15 protein-coding genes are annotated in these 18760 nt (G+C 72.8%); 6 read left to right on the forward strand and 9 right to left on the reverse strand.

The features are described 5' to 3' along the window. The first annotated feature begins 42 nt into the window (after positions 1-42). Entirely contained in the window at positions 43-1113 is a 1071-nt protein-coding gene (locus V6R91_RS35620) for a siderophore-interacting protein (protein WP_336399254.1), read from the forward strand. Positions 1114-1318: 205 nt separating this feature from the next. Here V6R91_RS35620 and V6R91_RS35625 read toward each other — a convergent pair whose 3' ends face one another. Together V6R91_RS35625 and V6R91_RS35630 are read right to left on the reverse strand one after the other, a co-directional pair. Next, the gene (locus V6R91_RS35625; RefSeq protein ID WP_336399255.1) at positions 1319-4201 is read right to left on the reverse strand and encodes a helix-turn-helix transcriptional regulator; all 2883 of its coding nucleotides are present in this window, start codon (positions 4199-4201) and stop codon (positions 1319-1321) included. 322 nt (positions 4202-4523) lie between these two features. Next, positions 4524-4955, reverse strand: coding sequence for a hypothetical protein (locus V6R91_RS35630; RefSeq protein ID WP_271061746.1), 432 nt, complete (start codon positions 4953-4955; stop codon positions 4524-4526). 167 nt (positions 4956-5122) lie between these two features. Between V6R91_RS35630 and V6R91_RS35635 the strand changes: the two genes are divergently transcribed. Both V6R91_RS35635 and V6R91_RS35640 read left to right on the forward strand, forming a co-directional pair. Beyond that, on the forward strand, positions 5123-6157 hold the full coding sequence (locus tag V6R91_RS35635; protein WP_336399256.1) for an FUSC family protein: 1035 nt from the start codon (positions 5123-5125) through the stop codon (positions 6155-6157). 79 nt (positions 6158-6236) lie between these two features. Continuing rightward, positions 6237-7493: a hypothetical protein gene (locus tag V6R91_RS35640; RefSeq protein WP_336399257.1), complete on the forward strand. Its 1257-nt coding sequence runs from the start codon at positions 6237-6239 to the stop codon at positions 7491-7493. On the opposite strand, the gene V6R91_RS35645 is transcribed toward V6R91_RS35640, so the two are convergent. The 4 genes from V6R91_RS35645 to V6R91_RS35660 are packed head-to-tail and all read right to left on the reverse strand — an operon-like array spanning position 7413 to position 10934. Beyond that, positions 7413-7904: a hypothetical protein gene (locus V6R91_RS35645; protein ID WP_336399258.1), complete on the reverse strand. Its 492-nt coding sequence runs from the start codon at positions 7902-7904 to the stop codon at positions 7413-7415. The genes V6R91_RS35640 and V6R91_RS35645 overlap by 81 nt on opposite strands. Further along, complete coding sequence (locus V6R91_RS35650) at positions 7901-8461, reverse strand: hypothetical protein (RefSeq protein WP_336399259.1); 561 nt, start codon at positions 8459-8461, stop codon at positions 7901-7903. The genes V6R91_RS35645 and V6R91_RS35650 overlap by 4 nt, the downstream gene beginning before the upstream one ends. Then, positions 8458-9114 carry a hypothetical protein gene (locus V6R91_RS35655; protein ID WP_336399260.1) on the reverse strand — a complete coding sequence of 219 codons (657 nt, stop codon included), beginning with the start codon at positions 9112-9114 and terminating at the stop codon, positions 8458-8460. Before V6R91_RS35655 ends, V6R91_RS35650 begins: the two co-directional genes overlap by 4 nt. A 53-nt stretch (positions 9115-9167) precedes the next feature. Continuing rightward, complete coding sequence (locus V6R91_RS35660) at positions 9168-10934, reverse strand: glycoside hydrolase family 35 protein (RefSeq protein WP_336399261.1); 1767 nt, start codon at positions 10932-10934, stop codon at positions 9168-9170. A 164-nt stretch (positions 10935-11098) separates the two neighbouring features. Here V6R91_RS35660 and V6R91_RS35665 point away from each other — a divergent pair, with 164 nt between their 5' ends. Then, on the forward strand, positions 11099-11776 hold the full coding sequence (locus tag V6R91_RS35665) for a DNA alkylation repair protein (protein ID WP_271062480.1): 678 nt from the start codon (positions 11099-11101) through the stop codon (positions 11774-11776). 155 nt (positions 11777-11931) lie between these two features. Here V6R91_RS35665 and V6R91_RS35670 read toward each other — a convergent pair whose 3' ends face one another. Both V6R91_RS35670 and V6R91_RS35675 read right to left on the reverse strand, forming a co-directional pair. Beyond that, complete coding sequence (locus V6R91_RS35670) at positions 11932-13560, reverse strand: SulP family inorganic anion transporter (RefSeq protein WP_336399262.1); 1629 nt, start codon at positions 13558-13560, stop codon at positions 11932-11934. Next, the gene (locus tag V6R91_RS35675; RefSeq protein ID WP_271062482.1) at positions 13557-13919 is read right to left on the reverse strand and encodes an ArsR/SmtB family transcription factor; all 363 of its coding nucleotides are present in this window, start codon (positions 13917-13919) and stop codon (positions 13557-13559) included. The genes V6R91_RS35670 and V6R91_RS35675 overlap by 4 nt, the downstream gene beginning before the upstream one ends. Positions 13920-13982: 63 nt before the next feature. On the opposite strand from V6R91_RS35675, the gene V6R91_RS35680 reads away from it, so the two are divergent. Next, positions 13983-14336: a zinc ribbon domain-containing protein YjdM gene (locus tag V6R91_RS35680; RefSeq protein WP_336399263.1), complete on the forward strand. Its 354-nt coding sequence runs from the start codon at positions 13983-13985 to the stop codon at positions 14334-14336. A gap of 52 nt (positions 14337-14388) precedes the next feature. Next, complete coding sequence (locus tag V6R91_RS35685) at positions 14389-16911, forward strand: DEAD/DEAH box helicase (RefSeq protein WP_336399264.1); 2523 nt, start codon at positions 14389-14391, stop codon at positions 16909-16911. A 499-nt stretch (positions 16912-17410) separates the two neighbouring features. Here the strand turns inward: V6R91_RS35685 and V6R91_RS35690 are convergent, their stop codons facing one another. Then, entirely contained in the window at positions 17411-18520 is a 1110-nt protein-coding gene (locus V6R91_RS35690; protein ID WP_336399265.1) for a DUF998 domain-containing protein, read from the reverse strand. Positions 18521-18760: the final 240 nt, after the last annotated feature.

An 18760-nucleotide genomic window follows, 5' to 3' on the forward strand; every position in this document is an offset into this window, starting at 1 on the left:
CACGTTAGGGAAGCCTAACCTATAGGTGCCTATAGTGGAACCGTGACCGTTCAGCCCTACCGCAGCTTCCGGACCGCCGTCTCCCGTGTGACCGCGCTCAGCCCGCACTTCACCCGCGTGACGCTGACCGGCGAGGACCTCGTCCATTTCGGCACCGACGGCCTCGACCAGCGGATCAAGCTCATGATCCCGTTCGAGGACGGCACGGTCACCGACGTCGGCCAGTTCGACGAGACGGCGCCGCTCGGTGAGTGGTACGCGCGCTGGCGGACGCTCCCGGACGAGCAGCGCAATCCCATCCGGACGTACACGGTGCGGGCGGTGCGGCCCGCACAGCGCGAGATCGACGTCGACTTCGTCCTCCACGGCACCGAGGGGCCGGCCTCCGCCTGGGCGTCCGCCGCGGCGCCCGGACAGCCTCTCGTCGTCGTCGGCCCCGACGCCCGCGCCGAGGAGCGCGGCGGATTCGAATGGCGCCCGGGGGACGCGGACACCGTCCTGATCGCGGGCGACGAGACCGCGGTCCCGGCGATCTGCGCGATCGTCGAGACGCTCCCCCCGCACGTGCGCGGCGACGTGCTGGTCGAGGTGCCCGCCGAGGCCGACGAGCTCCCGCTCAGCGCGCCGGACGGCGTGCGTGTGACCTGGCTCGCCCGCGGCAGCGCGGCGCACGGCGTCCGCCTCGGCGCCGCCGTCCACGCGTGGGGCCAGGAACGGGCTGAGCGCCGCCGCGCCCGGGCGCTCGTCGGCGCCGGAGCGGCGGCCGGGGCTGGCGCGGCCGCGGCCGGTTCGGGTGCTGTGGGGCCCGAGGGCGTCGCGGCTGGCACGGCCGGGGCCGGCGCAGTCGACGCGATCGCGGCCGGCGGGGCCGAAGTCGGGGTGAGCGGGATGAGCGCCAGTGCGGTCGGGACGGACGAGGCTCTGAGCGAGCCGGACCCGGACGACATCCTGTGGGAGGTGCCGGAGGAGAGCGCCGGCGGGGAGTACGCGTGGCTCGCGGGGGAGGCGGGCACGATCACCGCCCTCCGCCGCCATCTCGTCCGCGACCTCGGGATCGACCGCCGCTCGATCGCCTTCATGGGCTATTGGCGCCACGGCCGCGCGGAGAACTGACCCGCCCCGTCTCTTCCCCGCCCACCACGCCGAAACCCCCTCTCCCCACCGAAACCCCCTCCCACATCGCGTTCTCAGCGGGGGTCTCGTCGGGCCGAGGGGGTCTCGACGGACTCGCGCACCCGAACGGGCGACGGGCGACACAGAGACGGGGTCCTACGGGACGGGGTCCTTCGGGGTGAGGATCCCGCGCAGTGGACGGGGCTCAGCGGGCGTCGGCGGTGAGTCTGGCGGCGGCGACGGCCGCCTCCGTCCGCGACGAGACGCCGAGCTTGCGCAGGATCGCCGAGACGTGGACGCTCGCCGTCTTCACGCTGATGAAGAGGCGCTCCCCGATCTGGCGGTTGCTGAGGCCCTCGGCGATCAGCTCGAGGACCTGCCGCTCGCGGGCGGTGAGCTCGATGCCCCCGCCGGCCTCGCTCTCGCGACCGCCGGACCCCGCGCCGAGCAGGCCGGAGGCGGCGCCGAGATCGGCGACCTCACGAGCGAGACCGACGTGCCCGAGGGCGTCGACGAGGTCCGCGGCTTCGCTCAGCACCGCCGCAGCTTCGGCCCGCTCAGGTCTGCCGCGCTCGGCGGCGAGGACGCGGGCGAGCTCGATCCGTGCGATCACACGATAGATCGCCGGGACCTCGCCCTCGTCCGCCGCGCGCACGGCCTCGCGGAGCCCGACCGGGTCCGGGAACGCCAGGGCCAGCGACACGACCCGCGCGGTGCCGCACAGCTCCTCCGGGATCCGCTCCCACGCGGAACGCAGTTCTCGGGCCAGCTCCGCGGCCTGGTCGTCGTCGCAGTCACGCAGCTGCGCGACCGCCCAGGCGGCGTCCAGCAGCGGTCGGCGGCGGTGTGCGTGGGACGGTCCTTCGTCCGCCACCACGAGACGGGCCGCCTCGACGGCACGCGCGAAATCGCCCCCGCCGATCGCGATCGCGAGCTCGATCGCACGGTGGGAGTACCAGGTCTGCGATTCCAGCCGGGAGATGGACTCGATCGTCGCGCGCCATTCGGCGAGCAGCGCCTCGGCATCGGCGATCCGTCCGCGCCAGGCGAGCAGCCGGATCCGGGACATGGTGGCGTAGACGCGGTTCAGGTGCAGGGTGCGGAAGGAGACGTCCTTCTCCTGGATCTCCTCCGCGCGCGCGATCTCGCCCAGGTCGATGAGGGGCTCGATCATGTTGTGCGCGAGCAGCGATCCCGTCGAGCGGCCGACCCCGAGACTGCGCGCGTGCTCGACACCCGCCTCCGCGATCTCGACCGCCTCCCGGTAGCGCCCGAGCAGAGCGAGGATGTCGGAGTAGTTCACCCAGTACCGCAGGCGCGCGTCGCTGTCGACGGCGTGCTCCCACGAGGAGCGGAAGTCCGCCATCCCCTCGTCGACCTTGCCGATCTGCACGCGCATCGTCCCGCGCAGGTTGAACGCCACCGACAGCGGGCCCTCGAGTCCGCAGCGCTCCGCCAGTGCGGCCGCCTCGTCCGCCCGCTCGAGGCCCTCGGTGACGCGGGCCGTGATCATCAGGCGCCCTGTGAGGTGGTTCAGCAGCATGGCACGCAGACGGTCGTCGTCGACACGGCCCTCCATCTCCTGCAGCGCCTGCGAGAACAGCTCGATCGGCCCGGGACGGCCGAGGTTCTGCAGATAGTGGGCCTTGTCGCGCAGCAGCCGCACGTACACCGCGGGGTCGGTGGCGGACGGGTCCGCCTCGTCGAGCGCCAGGTTGACGACCGCCAGCGAACGCTCGCCGTCTCCCGCGTTGCGCAGGATCGACCCGAGGCGTGCGAGCAGGGTGATCCGCTCCAGCCCCACCGCCTCCGCGGCGTCGGGGACCTGTTCCCACAGCTCCAGGGCCAGCTCGCCGAACCGCGCCGCCGTGGAGAACGCGTAGCTGGCCTTGGCCTGCATCATCGCCTCGACGGCGGCGATCAGAGCCCGGCGGGCGTCGTGCGCCTGATGCCAGTGGAACGCCAGGGCGGGCGCGAGCGAGACCGCGGTCTCGGCGGCGATCGCCTCCAGCGCCTCGCCATAGGCCCGGTGGAGACGGGCCCGCTCCCCGGGCAGCAGATCGTCGTGCACGGCCTCGCGGAGCAGCGCGTGGCGGAATCCGTAGCTGTCGTCACCGCGGACGGCGAGCACGGCCGCTGTCGTCGCCTCGCGGACCGCCTCGTCCAGCCGCTCGTCGTCGAAGCCCGCCAGGCTCGCCAGCAGTGCGTGGGGCACCGCGCCGTCGGATCCCGACACCGTCCGGACGACGCGCTTGGCGTCGTCGGAGAGCAGATCGAAGCGGGCCAGCAGGAGATCGCGGAGGGAGTCGGGGATGGGCCCCTGTGCGTTGCAGGCGAGCTCCTCGACGAAGAACGGCACGCCCTCGCTGCGTTCGAGCAGCCGCTGCAGCGCCGCCTCGTCGACCGGCCCGGACAACGCCTGCAACAGCCGCCGCACCGCGGCACGGCCGAGACGCTGGAGAGCGAGCCGTTCCAGCAGCCGGGCACGCTCGGCCTCGACGAGGAACCGGCGCACAGCACCGCCGCGGCGCACGTCGTCGATCCGGCAGGTCAGCACGAAGAGCACCGGTCGTCCCGCCAGGACGCGCAGGAGGAAGGAGAGGAGGGACAGCGTCGCGGCGTCGGCCCAGTGCAGATCCTCGATGAGCACGACCACGGGCGTCCGCGCGGCGGCCGCCTCGAACAGGTTCGCGATCGCCTCGCGCAGCCCCTCGGGCCCGGTGACCGTGCGGTCCACGGGCGTGCCGCCGAGCTCCGGGAGCAGCAGTCCCAGTGCATCGCGGCCCGGTCCGGCGGCGTCCGCCGCCTCGGCGCCCAGCTCGGCGAGCAGGCCCCGGAGGATGGCGGGCACCGGACCGTAGGGCGCCGGCGTCGAGCCGTAGTCGAGGCACCACCCGGTGAGCACCGCGGCCTGATCGCCCACCGCGTCGCGGAACTCGCGGAGCAGCCGCGACTTCCCGATCCCCGCCTCGCCCGCCACGAGGACGGAGGCGCTCTCGCCCGCGCGAGCCCGCCCGAGGGCGGTGATCAGCCGCTCGAGCTCGGCATCGCGGCCCACCATGTCGGCGGCGGGAGCGTTGAGGGACATGGAATCATCGTCCCACCAGCCACCGACATCGGGGCCGGCTCCGCCGACAGCAGACCGATGGTCGTCCCCCGATGTCGTCACGCGAAACCCCCTTCCCCCGCCGAAACCCCCTCCCACACCGCGATCTCAGAGGGGGTCTCGGCAGGTCGAGGGGGTTTCGGGGATTGCGGAGGACGGGAGGACGGGGAGTGGGACGTCGTCCCGGGGCGGCTCAGGTCCGGACCGCCCCGGGACGACGACCGGGGTCGCATCCCGCGAGGGATGCGACCGGACGTGCCATCCCTGAGCACGTCGGTCTCGGAGTCCGCGTCACGGATCGGGGTCACGCCGCCCCGACGCCGCACGGCACACGCTCGGAGGACTCCGCGGAGGCTTCGGATCCGGCGGTGAAGGCCCCGGATCCGGCGACGGCCGCGGCCGGCGCCGCGGCTCCGGCGATGTGGTCGGAGGTGCGGGCAGGCGTCGATCGGGAAACCGCACGCGGGTCCGACGCGGGAGCGGCCGGACGCGAGGACGCCGCGCGAACCGCCGACGCCCGCGGCGACACCGGCGCACCCGGTGCGGCCTCACGCCCGGCCGGGCGGCGCACGGCGGAGTCCCGGCCGAGCCAGCGGCGCAGGCGGGTCCCGAACCGCTCCGTGGTGAGGATCTGGTCGGCGTGCTCGGCGGCCATCCGGGCACGCTCGGCGCGACGGGCGGCCTCCTCGATCTCGAGGGTCGTCACGCGGTAGCTGAGGTAGGGGTGCACATCCACGGCCTTCTCCTTCTGCTTCTTCTCTTCTTCGACACCCCTACGCTCCTCGCTAAGGCCCCCGTGCAGGATCGGGCGGATGCCCTATCTTCGGCTCCGGGCGCCTCAGACGACCCGGCCCGCGGATCCGGAGACGGGCGCGGCCGGGGCCGGCGCACTAGCGTGGAGGCATGCGCATGACCGCGATCCGCAGCGCCCGCCGGGGCCCGCTGCTGCAGGTCGTCAAGTCGGCCGCGGCGACCATCGCGGCGTGGCTGCTGGCGGGCTGGGTCGTGCCGGGGCAGCTTCCCGTGTTCGCCGCCATCGCCGCGCTGCTGGTCGTCCAGCCGAGCGTGAACCAGTCGTTCGCGAAGGCGATGGAGCGCAGCTTCGGGGTGATCCTGGGCGTCGTCATCGCGATGGCCCTCAGCCTCGTGCTCGGGCGATGGAGCTGGATCGTTCTGCTGGCCGTCGTGGTCGCCATGATCGTCGCGTGGGCGTTCAAGGCGACCCCGGGAACCGCGAACCAGGTGGCGATCTCGGCGATGCTCGTGCTGGCGCTCGGGTCGTCGAGTCCGGACTACGCCGTCGCCCGCATCGTGGAGACGCTCATCGGCGCCGCGGTCGGCCTCGTCGTGAACCTCCTCGTGGTGGCGCCCGTGCTCGTCGCGCCGGCGCGCCGCGACCTGGCGCTCCTCGGCGGAGAGGTGGCGGCGAGCCTGGACCGCCTGGCGGAGGCGCTCCCGCAGACGACCGGCCCCGCCCGGCTCCAGGAGCTCATGCTGGAGGCGCGGCTGCTGCGCCCGATGAAGGCCGCCGCCGACGCCTCCCTCGCGGCGGGCGAGGAGTCGCTGGCCTTCAACCCGCGCGGATCCCGGCACCGCGAGGAGCTCGCCGCCCTGCGCGCGCTCCTGGATCGGATCGGCCCCGTCGTGACCCAGGTGATCGGGATGACCCGCGCCTATCTCGACCACTACGACGACGCGCTGCCGGAGGAGCCGGCGGTCGCGGCCATCGCCGAGCAGCTCCGCCGCGCCGGGCACGACGTGCGCCTGGCGGTGCAGCTCGCCGAGATCGCGCCCGAGCCGGAGGCCCTGACCTCGACGATCCCCGCGCTCACCTCGCCCCTCTCGCTGCGGCCGCCGTCCTCCGCCCACTGGGTCCTCATCGGCTCTCTCACCGAGGACCTCCGCCGGATCAGGGCCGAGCTGCGCGACGAGGATTGATGCGGATCACGGGCGCACCCCGCCGTACCGCACCGCACCGCACCGCACCGCACCGCACCGCACCGGCTACGGTGGGCACATGCGGCAGGCACTGCGGACGTTCGGGCGGATCCTCGCCCGGCACGCACCGGCGCTCGTGGCGTGGTACCTCGGCGGCGAGGCCGTGCACCGGGTCCTCGTGCAGGTCGCGGGGTTCGTCGGGGGCCACACGACGCTCGGCGGGCTCCTGCTGCTCCCCCTGGCCGTCGCGGCCCGGCTCGTCTCGTACGTCGCGATGTACCTGACCGTGCGGTCGTCCCTCCCGAACAGCCTCGCGGAGGGCGCCGGCACAGGCTATCGGAGCTTCGGGCGCTCCGTGGTCGGCGCGATCCTCCCGTTCACGCTCTTCTATGCCGCCTGGGGCATGCTGGACGCCGACCTCAGGGCCTTCTTCGCCGTCGCCAGCTCGGTGGCCTTCGCGCAGACCGGCAACGGCGTGGACGAGGCGCTCGGCGACCGTGGAGGACTCATCTCCGCCGGGCCGCTGCCCGTCCTCGTGCTCGTGGCGGCGCTGGCGCTCCGACTCGTGCTGGACCGCTTCCGCGACCGCCTCCCCTCCTGGGCCCTCGTGCTCGCCGCGTACGCCGAGGTGCTGTGGACGTTCATGCTCTTCACCCTCGTCGGACAGTGGTGGTCCGGCGTGCGCGCATGGTTCTCCGGGCGCGCCGGCGCACAGTGGCTGGAAGGGATCGGCGCACAGATCGCCGCGGCCGTTCCCCCGTTGGGCGCGCTCTGGGAGGGCGGGCTGTGGCTCGTCGGCATCGTCGCCGCGGCCGTGATCGTGCCCGCCGCCTGGCTCGCCGTCGCCGGCGTCATCTTCGGCGCGGACCTGGACACCACCCCCACCGTGCTGCACCGCCGGGCCGAAGCCCTGCGGGGAGCGGCGGGAGGGCTGTCCCGCACGCTGCTGCGACGTCTCGAGGATCTCTGGGCCGCGCTCGCGGCGATCTGGCGCGGCGGACCGCTCCTGTTCGGGCTCTTCGCCGCCGCCTACGCGGTCTGGGCGGCGGCGGAACGGATCGGGACCCGCGCTTTGCTGCAGGCGGTCGGCGGGCACGAGTCGAACTTCTGGGCCGCGTTCTTCCCGCTCCTGCTGGTCGCCGTCGCCGCCGTCGCCGAGCCTCTGCGCGTCGCCCTCGTGGCGACCGCCTTCGACGCGGTCGTCGGCAGGCGCCAGGCCGGGGTCGGCATTCGCACCGCCGCGCCCGCGACCGACTCACGGATCGATGCGGAAGCGGGCGACCTCGTCCTCGACGGGGACGTCGAGCCAGAACGGCCCCCGGGCGTCGTCGGGTAACAGGAACACGGTGAGGATGCGGTACCCGCCGTTCCCCTCCCGACACCCGGTCTCCGTGTCCTCGTCGTCGATGTCCACGTCCACGGCGGAGCCGGCGTCGAGCCAGAGCCGACTCCCGTCGCGCTCCGAGAGGCGGAAGGTCCCACAGGATTCGGCGCCCTCGTCGCTGCGGGCGTGGAGGACCACGGTCAGCGTCGTCGAGCCCCGCGGCGCATCGAACTCCCCCCAGCGGCTGGCGGCGACCGACAGGGTGTGGCCGTGCACCTCCGCGCGCCCGTCGACGACGATCGTCCGCACGGAGGTCCTGGGGGCGGCGGGGATCACGTCCAGCCACACGTGCACGCCCACGACAGCGCCGACCGCGAGGAGCAGCCCGATGATCGCCCGCCGCTGGCGCCGCCACCACGTCATGGCGCCCCCACCACCCGCGGCTCGGTCAGCTCGACGCGCGGCACCGCTCCGACCGCGTCGAGCGGGATCTCCAGAGCGATCACGTCATCGAGCTCCGGCGTCAGGTACTCGCTCGTCAGCCGCAGCTCGGCACGACCGCCACGCGCCCCCTCCGGAAGCTCGAACGCGAGGACGCCGACGGTGTCGGTCCCGACGCGCAGCGGCGTCCGCAACAGGGAGTCCTCAGGCCGTTCGCTGGCGTGGACGACCAGGCCGTCGACGTGCAGAGCGGCGAACGGGATCTCCGCATCCTCCTCGGTCGTCGGCGCCGATGCCGACACCTCGACGACGAGCCAGTTGCCCGCGGCCGACCATTCGCCGTCGGCGGAGACGATCTCGTCCGCGAACGACGCCGCGAGGACCGACGCGGTCAGCGTGCGCGAGGTAACCGTGTCGGTGGGGCCGCCGTGGCGGAGGAACGGTCCGTACAGGGAATCGACGGAGGGCGTCACCGCGGTCAGGAGACCGGCCCCGAGCACGAGCACCGCCCCCGCCGCCCACGCCGCGCCCCGCCTCACGGCACGACCTCCACGTCGATCCGGGCCGCCTGCCCGGTCCGCTGCCAGGTGATCGCCGACGCCGAGAGGATGAGCTGACCCGCCCGCTCGCGAGCGTCATAGACGTCCAGTCCGGCCTTCCCGTCGGCGAACGAGCCTTCCGGCACGGGCCACGCGATCTGCACCTCCGCCGGCACCCGGGGCTGCAGGACAGGGCTTCGCGTCGTGCCGTCCGTGCGCCAGGCGCGCGCCTCGCGAGTCGGGCTGACGCCCGTCGGTGTCAGCAGCGGCGACGACGAAGCGACCAGGCGCGACGTCACGCGGTCGACGAACTGTACGACCCCGGCCGGTCTCGACGTGAGGTTCTCCAGCCGGAGCGTCACGACGAAGAGCTCCTCGCCGGGGTCGGCCTCGAAGCCGGGCTCCTCGACCTCGTCCGTCAGCTCCGCGTCGAGGACGGTCACCGCGAACAGGGACGTGCGCACCTCGGTGTCCGCCGAGACGATCGCCGCCCGCGACGCCGCGGGCGCCAAGCCTCCGGCGAGGACGAACGCGGCGAGCGCGGCGAGGGCGACGAGACAGAGGATCCCGACCGGCAGCGTCGAGCGCGAGACCAGCGCACGTGAGAGGTCACGGGCGATCGCCCTCCCCCTGCTGCGCACCGGTCCTCGCACGGGGCCAGCCTAGCCAGGCACGCGGCGGAGTCCGGGCGCCGGTCCGCGCCGCCTCAAGACCCGATGAACTCCTCGGCGGGACCGAGCTCGGGCTCCTCCCGGATCTGCACGGTCGCGCCGAGACCGTCCGCGTCCAGGACCCGCAGCTCGTTGCGACCGGCGCGCCACAGCGGTTCGGGCGCGTAGAGCGTGACCTGCGGGCCGCGCGCGTCGTAGCGGCCGAGGAGGAAGCCGTTCAGCCACACCATGCCGCGGACGCCGCCGGGGAACGCGAGCCAGGCGTCGGCGATCTCGGCCTCGCCGCGGTCGAACACCGCGATCCCGACGCCGGCGCGGTCGCCCGCTTCCGGGGCGGGAGCGGCCTCGACCCCCGGAGCGTCCTGCGGGAGGATCCGGTGCGTCCAGCCGTGGACGAGCCGGCGGCCGATCCGCACGCCGTGCAGGATGCCCTTGCCCTCGCCCGTGCGGGCGCCGTAGTTGATCCGCCCGAGGCTCTCGACGAGGATCGTGAGCCTCCCGGTGCCGCCCTCGGCCGGCAGCGGGAGCGTCTCCTCTCGGTCGCGGGCGAGCGTGCCGAGCCGGGCGCCGTCGAGGAAGACGACCGCACGGTCGTGCAGCCCGTCGATCGCCAAGGACGCCTCCGCCGGGAACGACACGTCGGCCTCGTATGCGACGATCCCGTCCTCGGCGCCGAGCTCCTCGAACGTGCGCGGGATCGGCGACACGAGCGCGGTCGGCAGGGCTTCGACGAGGTCGAGGACGGACCGCCGCCGCTCCAGCGGCGCCTCGCCGGCCGCCTGGCGGCGGGGCGGCTCCGGGATCGGCGGCAGCCCGCCCTCGTGGAACCGAGCGAGCGCGGCCCGCACCGCATGGAACTTGGCGTTCAGCGATCCGTCCTCGCCGATCGGGGCGTCCGAGTCGTAGCTCGTGACGGTCGGCTGGAGCACGCCGTCGTGGTTGGCCCCGTTCCACAGGCCGAAGTTCGTGCCGCCGTGGGCCATGTACAGGCTGAGCGAGCCGCCGGCCGCGAGGAGCGCGTCGACCGTGGACATCATGCTCTCTGCGCTCCGCACGTGGTGCCGCTCTCCCCAGTGGTCGAACCATCCGCCCCACAGCTCGGCGCACAGCAGCGCCTCGTCGCCGCGGCGCAGCGCCACCGCCCTGTCCACCCCGGTGCCGAACGTGAAGGACCCCATCGCCCCGTCCACCCGGCCATGCGCGACCATGTCCGCCGTCGTGCCGTCCGCGGTCGTCAGCAGCTCCACGATCCCCCGGGCGCGCAGTCCGTCGCGCAGATGCGCGAGGTAGGCGGCGTCGCTGCCGAAGGATCCGTACTCGTTCTCGACCTGCACGGCGACAACCGGTCCGCCGTGGGCCGCCTGCAGTGGCGCGAGGCGCGGGATCAGCGCGTCGTACCAGGCGTCGACCGCGGCGAGGAACGCCGGATCGCTCGTGCGCAGCGCCCTCGTCCGCCCGCTCAGCCAGAACGGGATGCCGCCGTTGGACCACTCCGCGCAGATGTACGGACTCGGGCGCAGGAAGACGTCCAGGCCGATCTCGCCGGCCAGGAGGACGAAGCGCTCGACGTCCCGCCACTGTGCGAAGTCGGGCTCCCCCTCGACGCGCTCGTGGAAGTTCCACGGCACATAGGTGTCCACGGTGTTGGCGCCCATCGCCGCGAGCCGGCGCAGACGATCCTCCCACTGAGCCGGATGGACGCGGAAGTAGTGGACGGAGCCGGCGAGCATCCGATGCGGTCGCCCGTCGCGGAGAAGCGTTCCGTCCCGCCAGGTCAGGACGGGCGTGTGCGGCGTGGTCATGGGCGACTCTCCATCCGGGATGTTGACGTCACCATCCTTGCATCCGCGGACCGTCTGCGCACGCGGAGGCCCCGGCCGGAGCCTGATCCCCTCCCGCGGGACCGGGCCCTCGCACCCGTCGTTCCGGCCGCGGGGACGGCACGCGCGCGACGTACGCTGGAGCCATGCCGGACTCTGCACTCGCCACCCTGGACGCCGCCCTCGCCGAGCTGGCCGCGCTCGAGGACCCGAAGGCGCGCGCCGTCAACGAGCGGCACGGCGACGCCCACGGCGTGAACCTCACGAAGATGCGCGCGCTGGCCAAGCGGATCGGCACCGACGACGCCCTGGGTCGCGAGCTGTGGGCGTCGGGCGACGTCGCCGGGCAGCTCCTGGGTCTCCTCCTCGTCCGGCCCCGCTCGTTCGGTCCCGACGACCTCGACGCCATGGTCCGTGCGACGGACAGCGCCAAGGGGCACGACTGGTTCGTCAACTACATCGCGAAGAAGTCCCCGCACGCCGAGGAGATGCGTGAGCGGTGGATGACGGACGAGGATGCGGACGCTCGGGCCGCGGCCTGGTCCCTCACGACCGATCGCGTCGCGAAGAAGCCGGAGGGCCTGGATCTGGACGCCCTGCTGGACACGATCGAGGCGGAGCTCAAGGAGGCCCCGGCTCGGCTGCAGTGGGCCATGAACGAGACCCTGGCGACGATCGGCATCCATCACCCGTCCCAGCGCGAGCGCGCGATCGCGATCGGGGAGCGCCTCCAGGTGCTGGCGGACTACCCGACCCCGCCGAACTGCACGTCCCCCTTCGCGCCGATCTGGATCGCAGAGATCGTCCGCCGCCGCGAGGGCTGATCCGCTCTCCTCCTGCCGACCCCCTCTCTCCGTCCTGCCCCGCTGCCGTCGAGACCCCCTCCCCGCGCCGAGACCCCCCGCCGGGACCCCTCGCAGAAGCGTGTCTCCGAGGGGGTCCCGGCGGCAAGAGGGGGGTTTCGGCAGCCAGCTGCGGCTCAGACAGCGCGGCCGATGTGGCTGCGCGCGTGGGCGACGGCCGTGCCGAGGTCCTCGAAGAGGTGGTTCTGATGCCGCAGCGACGAGAGCACGCCGACGCGCTCGGCGAGCGGGAGGTGCTGCGGCGGGATGCCCTTGACCAGCACCGTGATGCCGCGGCGCTCCAGTGAGACGATGAGCTCGCTGATCACCTGGGCGCCGGTGGCGTCGAGGATCTGCAGCTGCGACATCCGGATCACGACGACCTCGATGTCGCGCAACGCTGCCACGCGCTCCAGCATCCGCTCGGCGGCGCCGAAGAAGAGTGCACCCTCGAGGCGGAACACGGCGATGCGCTCGTCACCGGGCTGCGCGGCGCCGGGAAGCTCCTCGCGGTGCACGCCGCTGGTGCGGGCGAGCTGGCGCAGGGCGAAGAAGCCCGCGGCGAGCAGGCCGATCAGCACGGCGTAGATGAGGTCGATGCTGACCGTCACCACGGCGGTGAGGCAGAACACGATCGCGTCGGCGCGCGTGGAGCGCAGAACGATGCGCACCGTGGAGGGCGCGATCATGCGGCCGGCCGTGACCATCAGCACGCCGGCGAGTGCCGCGAGCGGGATGTGCGCCACCACGGGCGCACCGACGAGGGCGATCACGAGCAGCAGCACGCCGTGCGTGGTCGAGGCGAGTCGGGTGCGGGCACCGGCGCGCACGTTCACGGCGGTGCGGGCGATCGCTCCGGTGGCCGGCATGCCGCCGAACAGGCCGGCGGCGAGCGAGGCGAGCCCCTGCCCGACGAGCTCGCGGTCGGCGTCGTAGGGGCCGGTGTCGGCGAGGGTCGCGGCGACCCGAGCCGACAGCAGCGACTCGATCGCGGCAAGCGCGGCGACGGCGACCGCGGGGCCGCTGAGGGCGAGCAGCGTGGCCGGATCGACGGCGGGGAGGGCGGGAGCGGGCAGTCCCGCGGGCAGCTCGCCGATGGTGTCGACCGGCAGCCCGGCGATCCCGGCGACGAGCGACGCGACGACGATCGCGAGAAGCGACCCCGGGAACCGCGGATGCACCCGCAGTGACACCAGCATGATCACGACGACCTGCCCGACCAGCAGCAGCGACCAGCCGATCTTCGGCCATGACGCGGACGCCAGCGACTGCGCCGCCGCGACCACCGCGTTCGTGCTCTCCCCCGCTGTCGTACCGGTGGCGGTCGGGATCTGCTGCAGGAAGATGATCACCGCGATGCCGAGGGTGAATCCCTCGATCACCGGCCAGGGGATGTACCCGACGGCGCGGCCGAGGCGCAGCATCCCGGCGACGAGCACGATGGCTCCCGCCAACAGGCAGACGGCGGCGAGAGCGCCGGCGCCGTGAGTGGCCAGGATCGGCGCGAGGATGACGACCATGGCGCCGGTGGGTCCGGAGACCTGCACGTTCGAACCGCCGAACACCGCGGCGACGATGCCGGCGACGATGGCCGTGATCAGCCCGCTCTCGGCTCCCGCTCCCGAGCTCACCCCGAAGGCGAGGGCGAGGGGCAGCGCGACGATGCCGACCGTGACGCCCGCGAGCAGATCGCCACGCCAGGCGCGTCGCAGGCCGCGGTAGTCGGATGCGGACGGCAGCAGCGTCCGCAGGGACCAGGTGTTCATGCCCGAACCGGGATGTCCGGCAATCCGTCCTGCTCGACGAGCTGCTCGTGCGTGGTCCGCAGGATCTCGCCGAGCAGGGCGCGAGCGACCCGCAGCAGGTCGGCGACCTGCGGGTAGGCGAGTCGGTAGTAGACCAGACTGCCGCGGCGTTCGGAGACGACGAGCCGGTTGCGTCGCAGCACGGCCAGGTGTTGTGAGACGTGCGAGGCCTCGAGATCGATCACGTCGAGCAGTTCGGAGACGGAGACTTCGGCAGCGGCTGAGAGAACCTCGAGGATGCGGATGCGGATCGGGTGCGCGAGCCCCTTGAAGAGCCCGGCCTTCACCTCGTAGAGCGGGCGGTTCGGGTCGCTGAGCATTCGGAATCCCCCTCCGGTCCTCGCCGGTCTGATGGATTCATCATATCGCGATACGATCGACGCATGTCCGACACGCTGCCCCTGTGCCCCGGGTGCTCCAGCGAGCACGCCTACGAGATGGGCGCGCTGCTCGTCTGCCCGATGTGCGGCCACGAGTGGTCGCCGTCCGACGCCGCATCCGACGCCGCCCCGGTCGAGCGCGTCGTGAAGGATGCCGTCGGTAATGTGCTGGCCGACGGCGACACCGTCGTCGTGACCACCGGCATCAAGGTCAAAGGGTCGCCGCAAGGCATCAAACAGGGCACCAAAGTACGCGGGATCCGCCTCATCGACCCGGTCAACGGCCACGACATCGACGGCAGGGTCGACGGCTTCGGCGCGATGCTCCTGAAATCCGACCTGGTCAGGAAGGCCTGAGCCTCGACGTCGCGGCAGCAGCGAGGACCGCGCGTGAAAGGATCGAGACATCATGTCTCTCGATCCCTCCCTGCTCGGTCCGGCGGACGGCACCGCGCCGGATCCGGACGCCGTGTACGCCGCCTTCGTGGAGTGGGCGGAGAGCACCGGCATCCGCCTCTACCCCGCACAGGACGAGGCCGCCATCGAGATCGTCTCCGGGCAGAACCTCATCCTGTCCACCCCCACCGGGACGGGGAAGTCTCTCGTCGCGATCGCCGCGCACTTCGCCGCGCTCGCCGACGGACGCCGGACCTACTACACCGCTCCGATCAAAGCGCTGGTGAGCGAGAAGTTCTTCGCCCTCGTCGACGTCTTCGGCGCGGAGAAGGTCGGGATGGTGACGGGAGACTCGGCGGTCAACGCCGACGCCCCGATCGTGTGCTGCACGGCCGAGATCCTCGCGAACCTGGCGCTGCGCGAGGGACCGCAGGCCGACGTCGGTCAGGTCGTGATGGACGAGTTCCACTTCTACGGCGACCCGGATCGGGGCTGGGCCTGGCAGGTCCCGCTCCTCACGCTCCCCCAGGCGCAGTTCGTGCTGATGTCCGCCACGCTCGGCGACGTCACGGCCCTCGCCGCCGACCTCACACGCCGTACAGGACGCGAGACGGCCGTCGTCACCGGGGTCGAGCGGCCGGTTCCCCTGCACTTCTCCTACGAGACGACCCCGATCCACGAGACCATCGACGATCTGCTGCACACGGACCGCGCCCCCGTCTACGTCGTGCACTTCGCCCAGGCCGCCGCGATGGAGCGGGCCCAGGCCCTGGCCAGTGCGAAGATCGCCACCCGCGAGCAGCGCGACGAGATCGCGGAGCTCATCGGCGGGTTCCGCTTCACGACGTCCTTCGGCAAGACGCTCTCGCGGCTGCTGCGGCTCGGGATCGGCGTGCACCACGCCGGCATGCTGCCGAAGTACCGCCGCCTCGTCGAGCAGCTCGCCCAGCGCGGGCTGCTGCGCGTCATCTGCGGCACCGACACGCTCGGCGTCGGCATCAACGTCCCGATCCGCACCGTGCTGCTCACGGCGCTCACGAAGTTCGACGGCACGCGGATGCGTCACCTGACCGCCCGCGAGTTCCACCAGATCGCCGGGCGCGCCGGCCGGGCGGGCTTCGACACGGCGGGCACCGTGATCGCTCAGGCTCCCGAGCACGAGACCGAGAACCTGGCGGCGATCCGCAAGGCGGGCGACGATCCCAAGAAGAAGCGGAAGATCATCCGCAAGAAGGCGCCCGACGGCTTCGTCTCCTGGGGCGAGCCCTCGTTCCAGAAGCTCATCGCCGCCGAGCCCGAGACGCTCACCTCGCACATGCAGATCACGAGCGCCATGATCCTCAACGCGATCGGTCGCGGGGGCGACGTCTTCGCCAATATGCGCGCGCTGGTATACGACAACCATGAACCCCGTCAGCGGCAGCGGATCCTCGCGCTCCGCGCGATCGGGATCTACCGGACGCTTCGCGAGTCCGGCGTCGTGGAGCAGGTCGTCGACGAGGAGACCGGGCGCACGAGCGTCCGGCTCACGGTGGACCTGCCGCCGAACTTCGCGCTGAACCAGCCGCTGTCGCCGTTCGCCCTGGCCGCCTTCGAGCTGCTGGATCCGGATGCCCCGTCGTTCGCCCTGGACATGATGTCCATCGTGGAGGCGACGCTCGACGACCCGCGCGCCGTCCTCAGCCAGCAGGAGTTCCTCGCTCGCGGAGAGGCCGTCGCCGCGATGAAGGCGGAGGGGATGGAGTACGACGAGCGCATGGAGGCGCTCGAGGAGATCACGTACCCGAAGCCGCTGGAGGAGCTGCTGGGAGCGGCCTTCGAGACGTTCAGCGCGGCGCAGCCATGGATCCGGGACTTCGCGCTGCGCCCGAAGTCCGTCGTGCGGGACATGTACGAGCGGGCCATGTCGTTCGGGGAATATGTCGCCCAGTACAAGGTCGCCCGATCGGAGGGCGTGGTGCTGCGATACCTGTCGGACGCATACCGTGCGGCGTCGCAGACGATCCCGGAGCACCTGAAGACCGAGGATCTGCGTGACCTGATCGAGTGGCTGGGCGAACTGGTCCGCCAGGTCGACTCATCGCTGCTCGACGAGTGGGAGGAGCTCGTCGCGGGACACCCCGTCGATCACGAGGACGGGCCCGTCGTGCCGCCGGCGCCGAAGCGGGTGACCACGAACCTGCGGGCTTTCCGGATCCTCGTGCGCAACGAGCTGTTCCGCCGCGTCCAGCTCGCCGCGCGCGAGGACGTCGACGCCCTGGCGGCGCTGGACCCGGAGTTCGGAGCGGAGGCGTGGGACGCGGCGCTCGACGGATACTTCGCCGAGCACGACGAGATCCTCACCGGTGCGGACGCCCGCAGTTCGGCGCTGCTCCTCATCGAGGAGACGGACGGCGGACGCCGTTGGCGCGTCCGCCAGATCCTGGACGACCCTGCGGGCGACCACGACTGGGGGATCGCCGCGGAGGTCGACCTGGACGCCTCGGACGAGGCCGGCGAGGCCGTCGTGACGCTGACGGCCGTCGACCGCCTCTAAGTAGGCGAACGGCCGGAGGACAGCGCGCGGCGCACGGCGCACGGCGCGCGGGGCACGGCGGGCGCTGCTGCGGGGATCTGTCGTTGCCGCGGAATCTTCCCCCTTCCCACGAAGAGCTCGCACTCGCGCGGAAATCTCGCAGCCGCACGGAAGTCACAGCCTCCCACGGAAGTCACAGCCTCCCACGGAAGTCACACCCTCCCGCGGACACATCCGCACGATCCCTCCGCCACGAACATAGAACTCCGCAGATCCATGCAGTGACCCGCGCGATGCACGCTCCCGCGGAGACCTCCCCCTCGCACACAGATCTCCACTCACACGGATGCCTCACCCTCGCGCGGAGAACTCACGCTCCCGCGGACGCGTTCTCGCGATCCCTCCGCCGCGAACGCAGAACTCCGCGCGGGCGGTGCCGAGGCGCACGGTGGGCGCTGCGACCGGCGGGCGCTACGACCGGATGGGCGCTGCGACGGATGCGCGCGCGGCGGACTCGGGATCAGGCGCGCAGGTGCGAGCGCGCGGAGACGCGAGAGGTCTCCGGGGCGAGGATTGCGAGCACCCGCACGATGGTCGTCATGCCGAGGAGCCCGAGACCCACGGCGATGCCCTCGAAGACGGTCGCGGTGGCGAAGCCGACGGGCCACCAGAGCAGGATCCCCGCGGCGAGGACCGCGAGCAGCCCACCCTGGGTGACACCGAGGAACCGCGGGCGCCGCGGCAGGACCCGGACGGTCTGGACCGTTGCCGCGGCGAACAGCACGAGCGCGGCCAGGGCGAACGCGAGGTGCACGATCGTGCGGACGTCCGTCGCGCTCCCGACCGACGGCGGGTCCACCGCCGACGCCGTCGCGATCTCGGCGGGCAGCGGCGTGATGCCGGTGCCCGCCAAAGCCGCGCCCGCCAGCGCCCACAGCACGACGGTGCGGCCGATCCGCCCGATATCCGGGTCTCCGCAGAGGCGGTGCAGATCCCGGCCGACGTAGGAACCGACCGTGGCGACGAGGAGACCGGCGACCACCAGGGTTCCGTTGAACGCCCACCCGCCGGGTCCGATCCCCAACTGGGAGAAGTTGCGCTCCCACCACCGTGGATCCGACGCCGTCAGCATCGCGAAGAGCGTCCCGATCGCGAGGAACGCGAACAGCAGCACGGACAGGTCCCGTGTCCGGAGCCCGACGCCGGCGAGGAACCCCGCACGCCCGCCCGCTGCCGCGGCAGCTCCGACGAGCAGAGCCCCGCCGAGCGGCGAGAGCTCGAGCCCGCGGAATCCCGTCGCGAGCACGGCCCCGGCGAGGAGGACGGCGTAGCCCGTCACCGCGCCGATCGCGAGCGCCAGGGCGACGGCGGAGACGTTCGACACCGTCGCCTGCCAGCGCGGCATGGCGGCGGTCTCGCCGCGGTGGTGACGCACGGCGCTCACCGCGAAGGCGAGCGCTGCCGTCATCCCGGCGATGACGGCGGCGGGAGTGCTCAGCGACGCGACTCCGCTGAGCGGACGGGGCGCGCCCTGAAGAACCGGCACCGCGACGACTGCGGCCGCGACGAAGGAGACGGCCGTCGCCACGGTCGCCTGTCCCTCGCGTCGGAGCCTCGCCTGCACGTCCATGCGGCCATCGAAGCACGCACCGCCGACGCCGAACGCCCTCGACGCGGCGCGCCCGGGGACGAGTCGGCCGTTGATCGATCGACGCCGGGTCACCGCGTCTCGACTCGTCGCTGCGCTCCTCGCTCAACGACCGGAAGGTGACCGGAAGGGGTGACCCGGAGCGGAGCGGAGCGATGGCCTCGTCCGACGCGCTGGCATCGGGCCTGGCGGGAGCCGACCGAAGGACGGCGGGGGACCGCG

The sequence above is a fragment of the Microbacterium sp. CCNWLW41 genome (assembly GCF_037083505.1).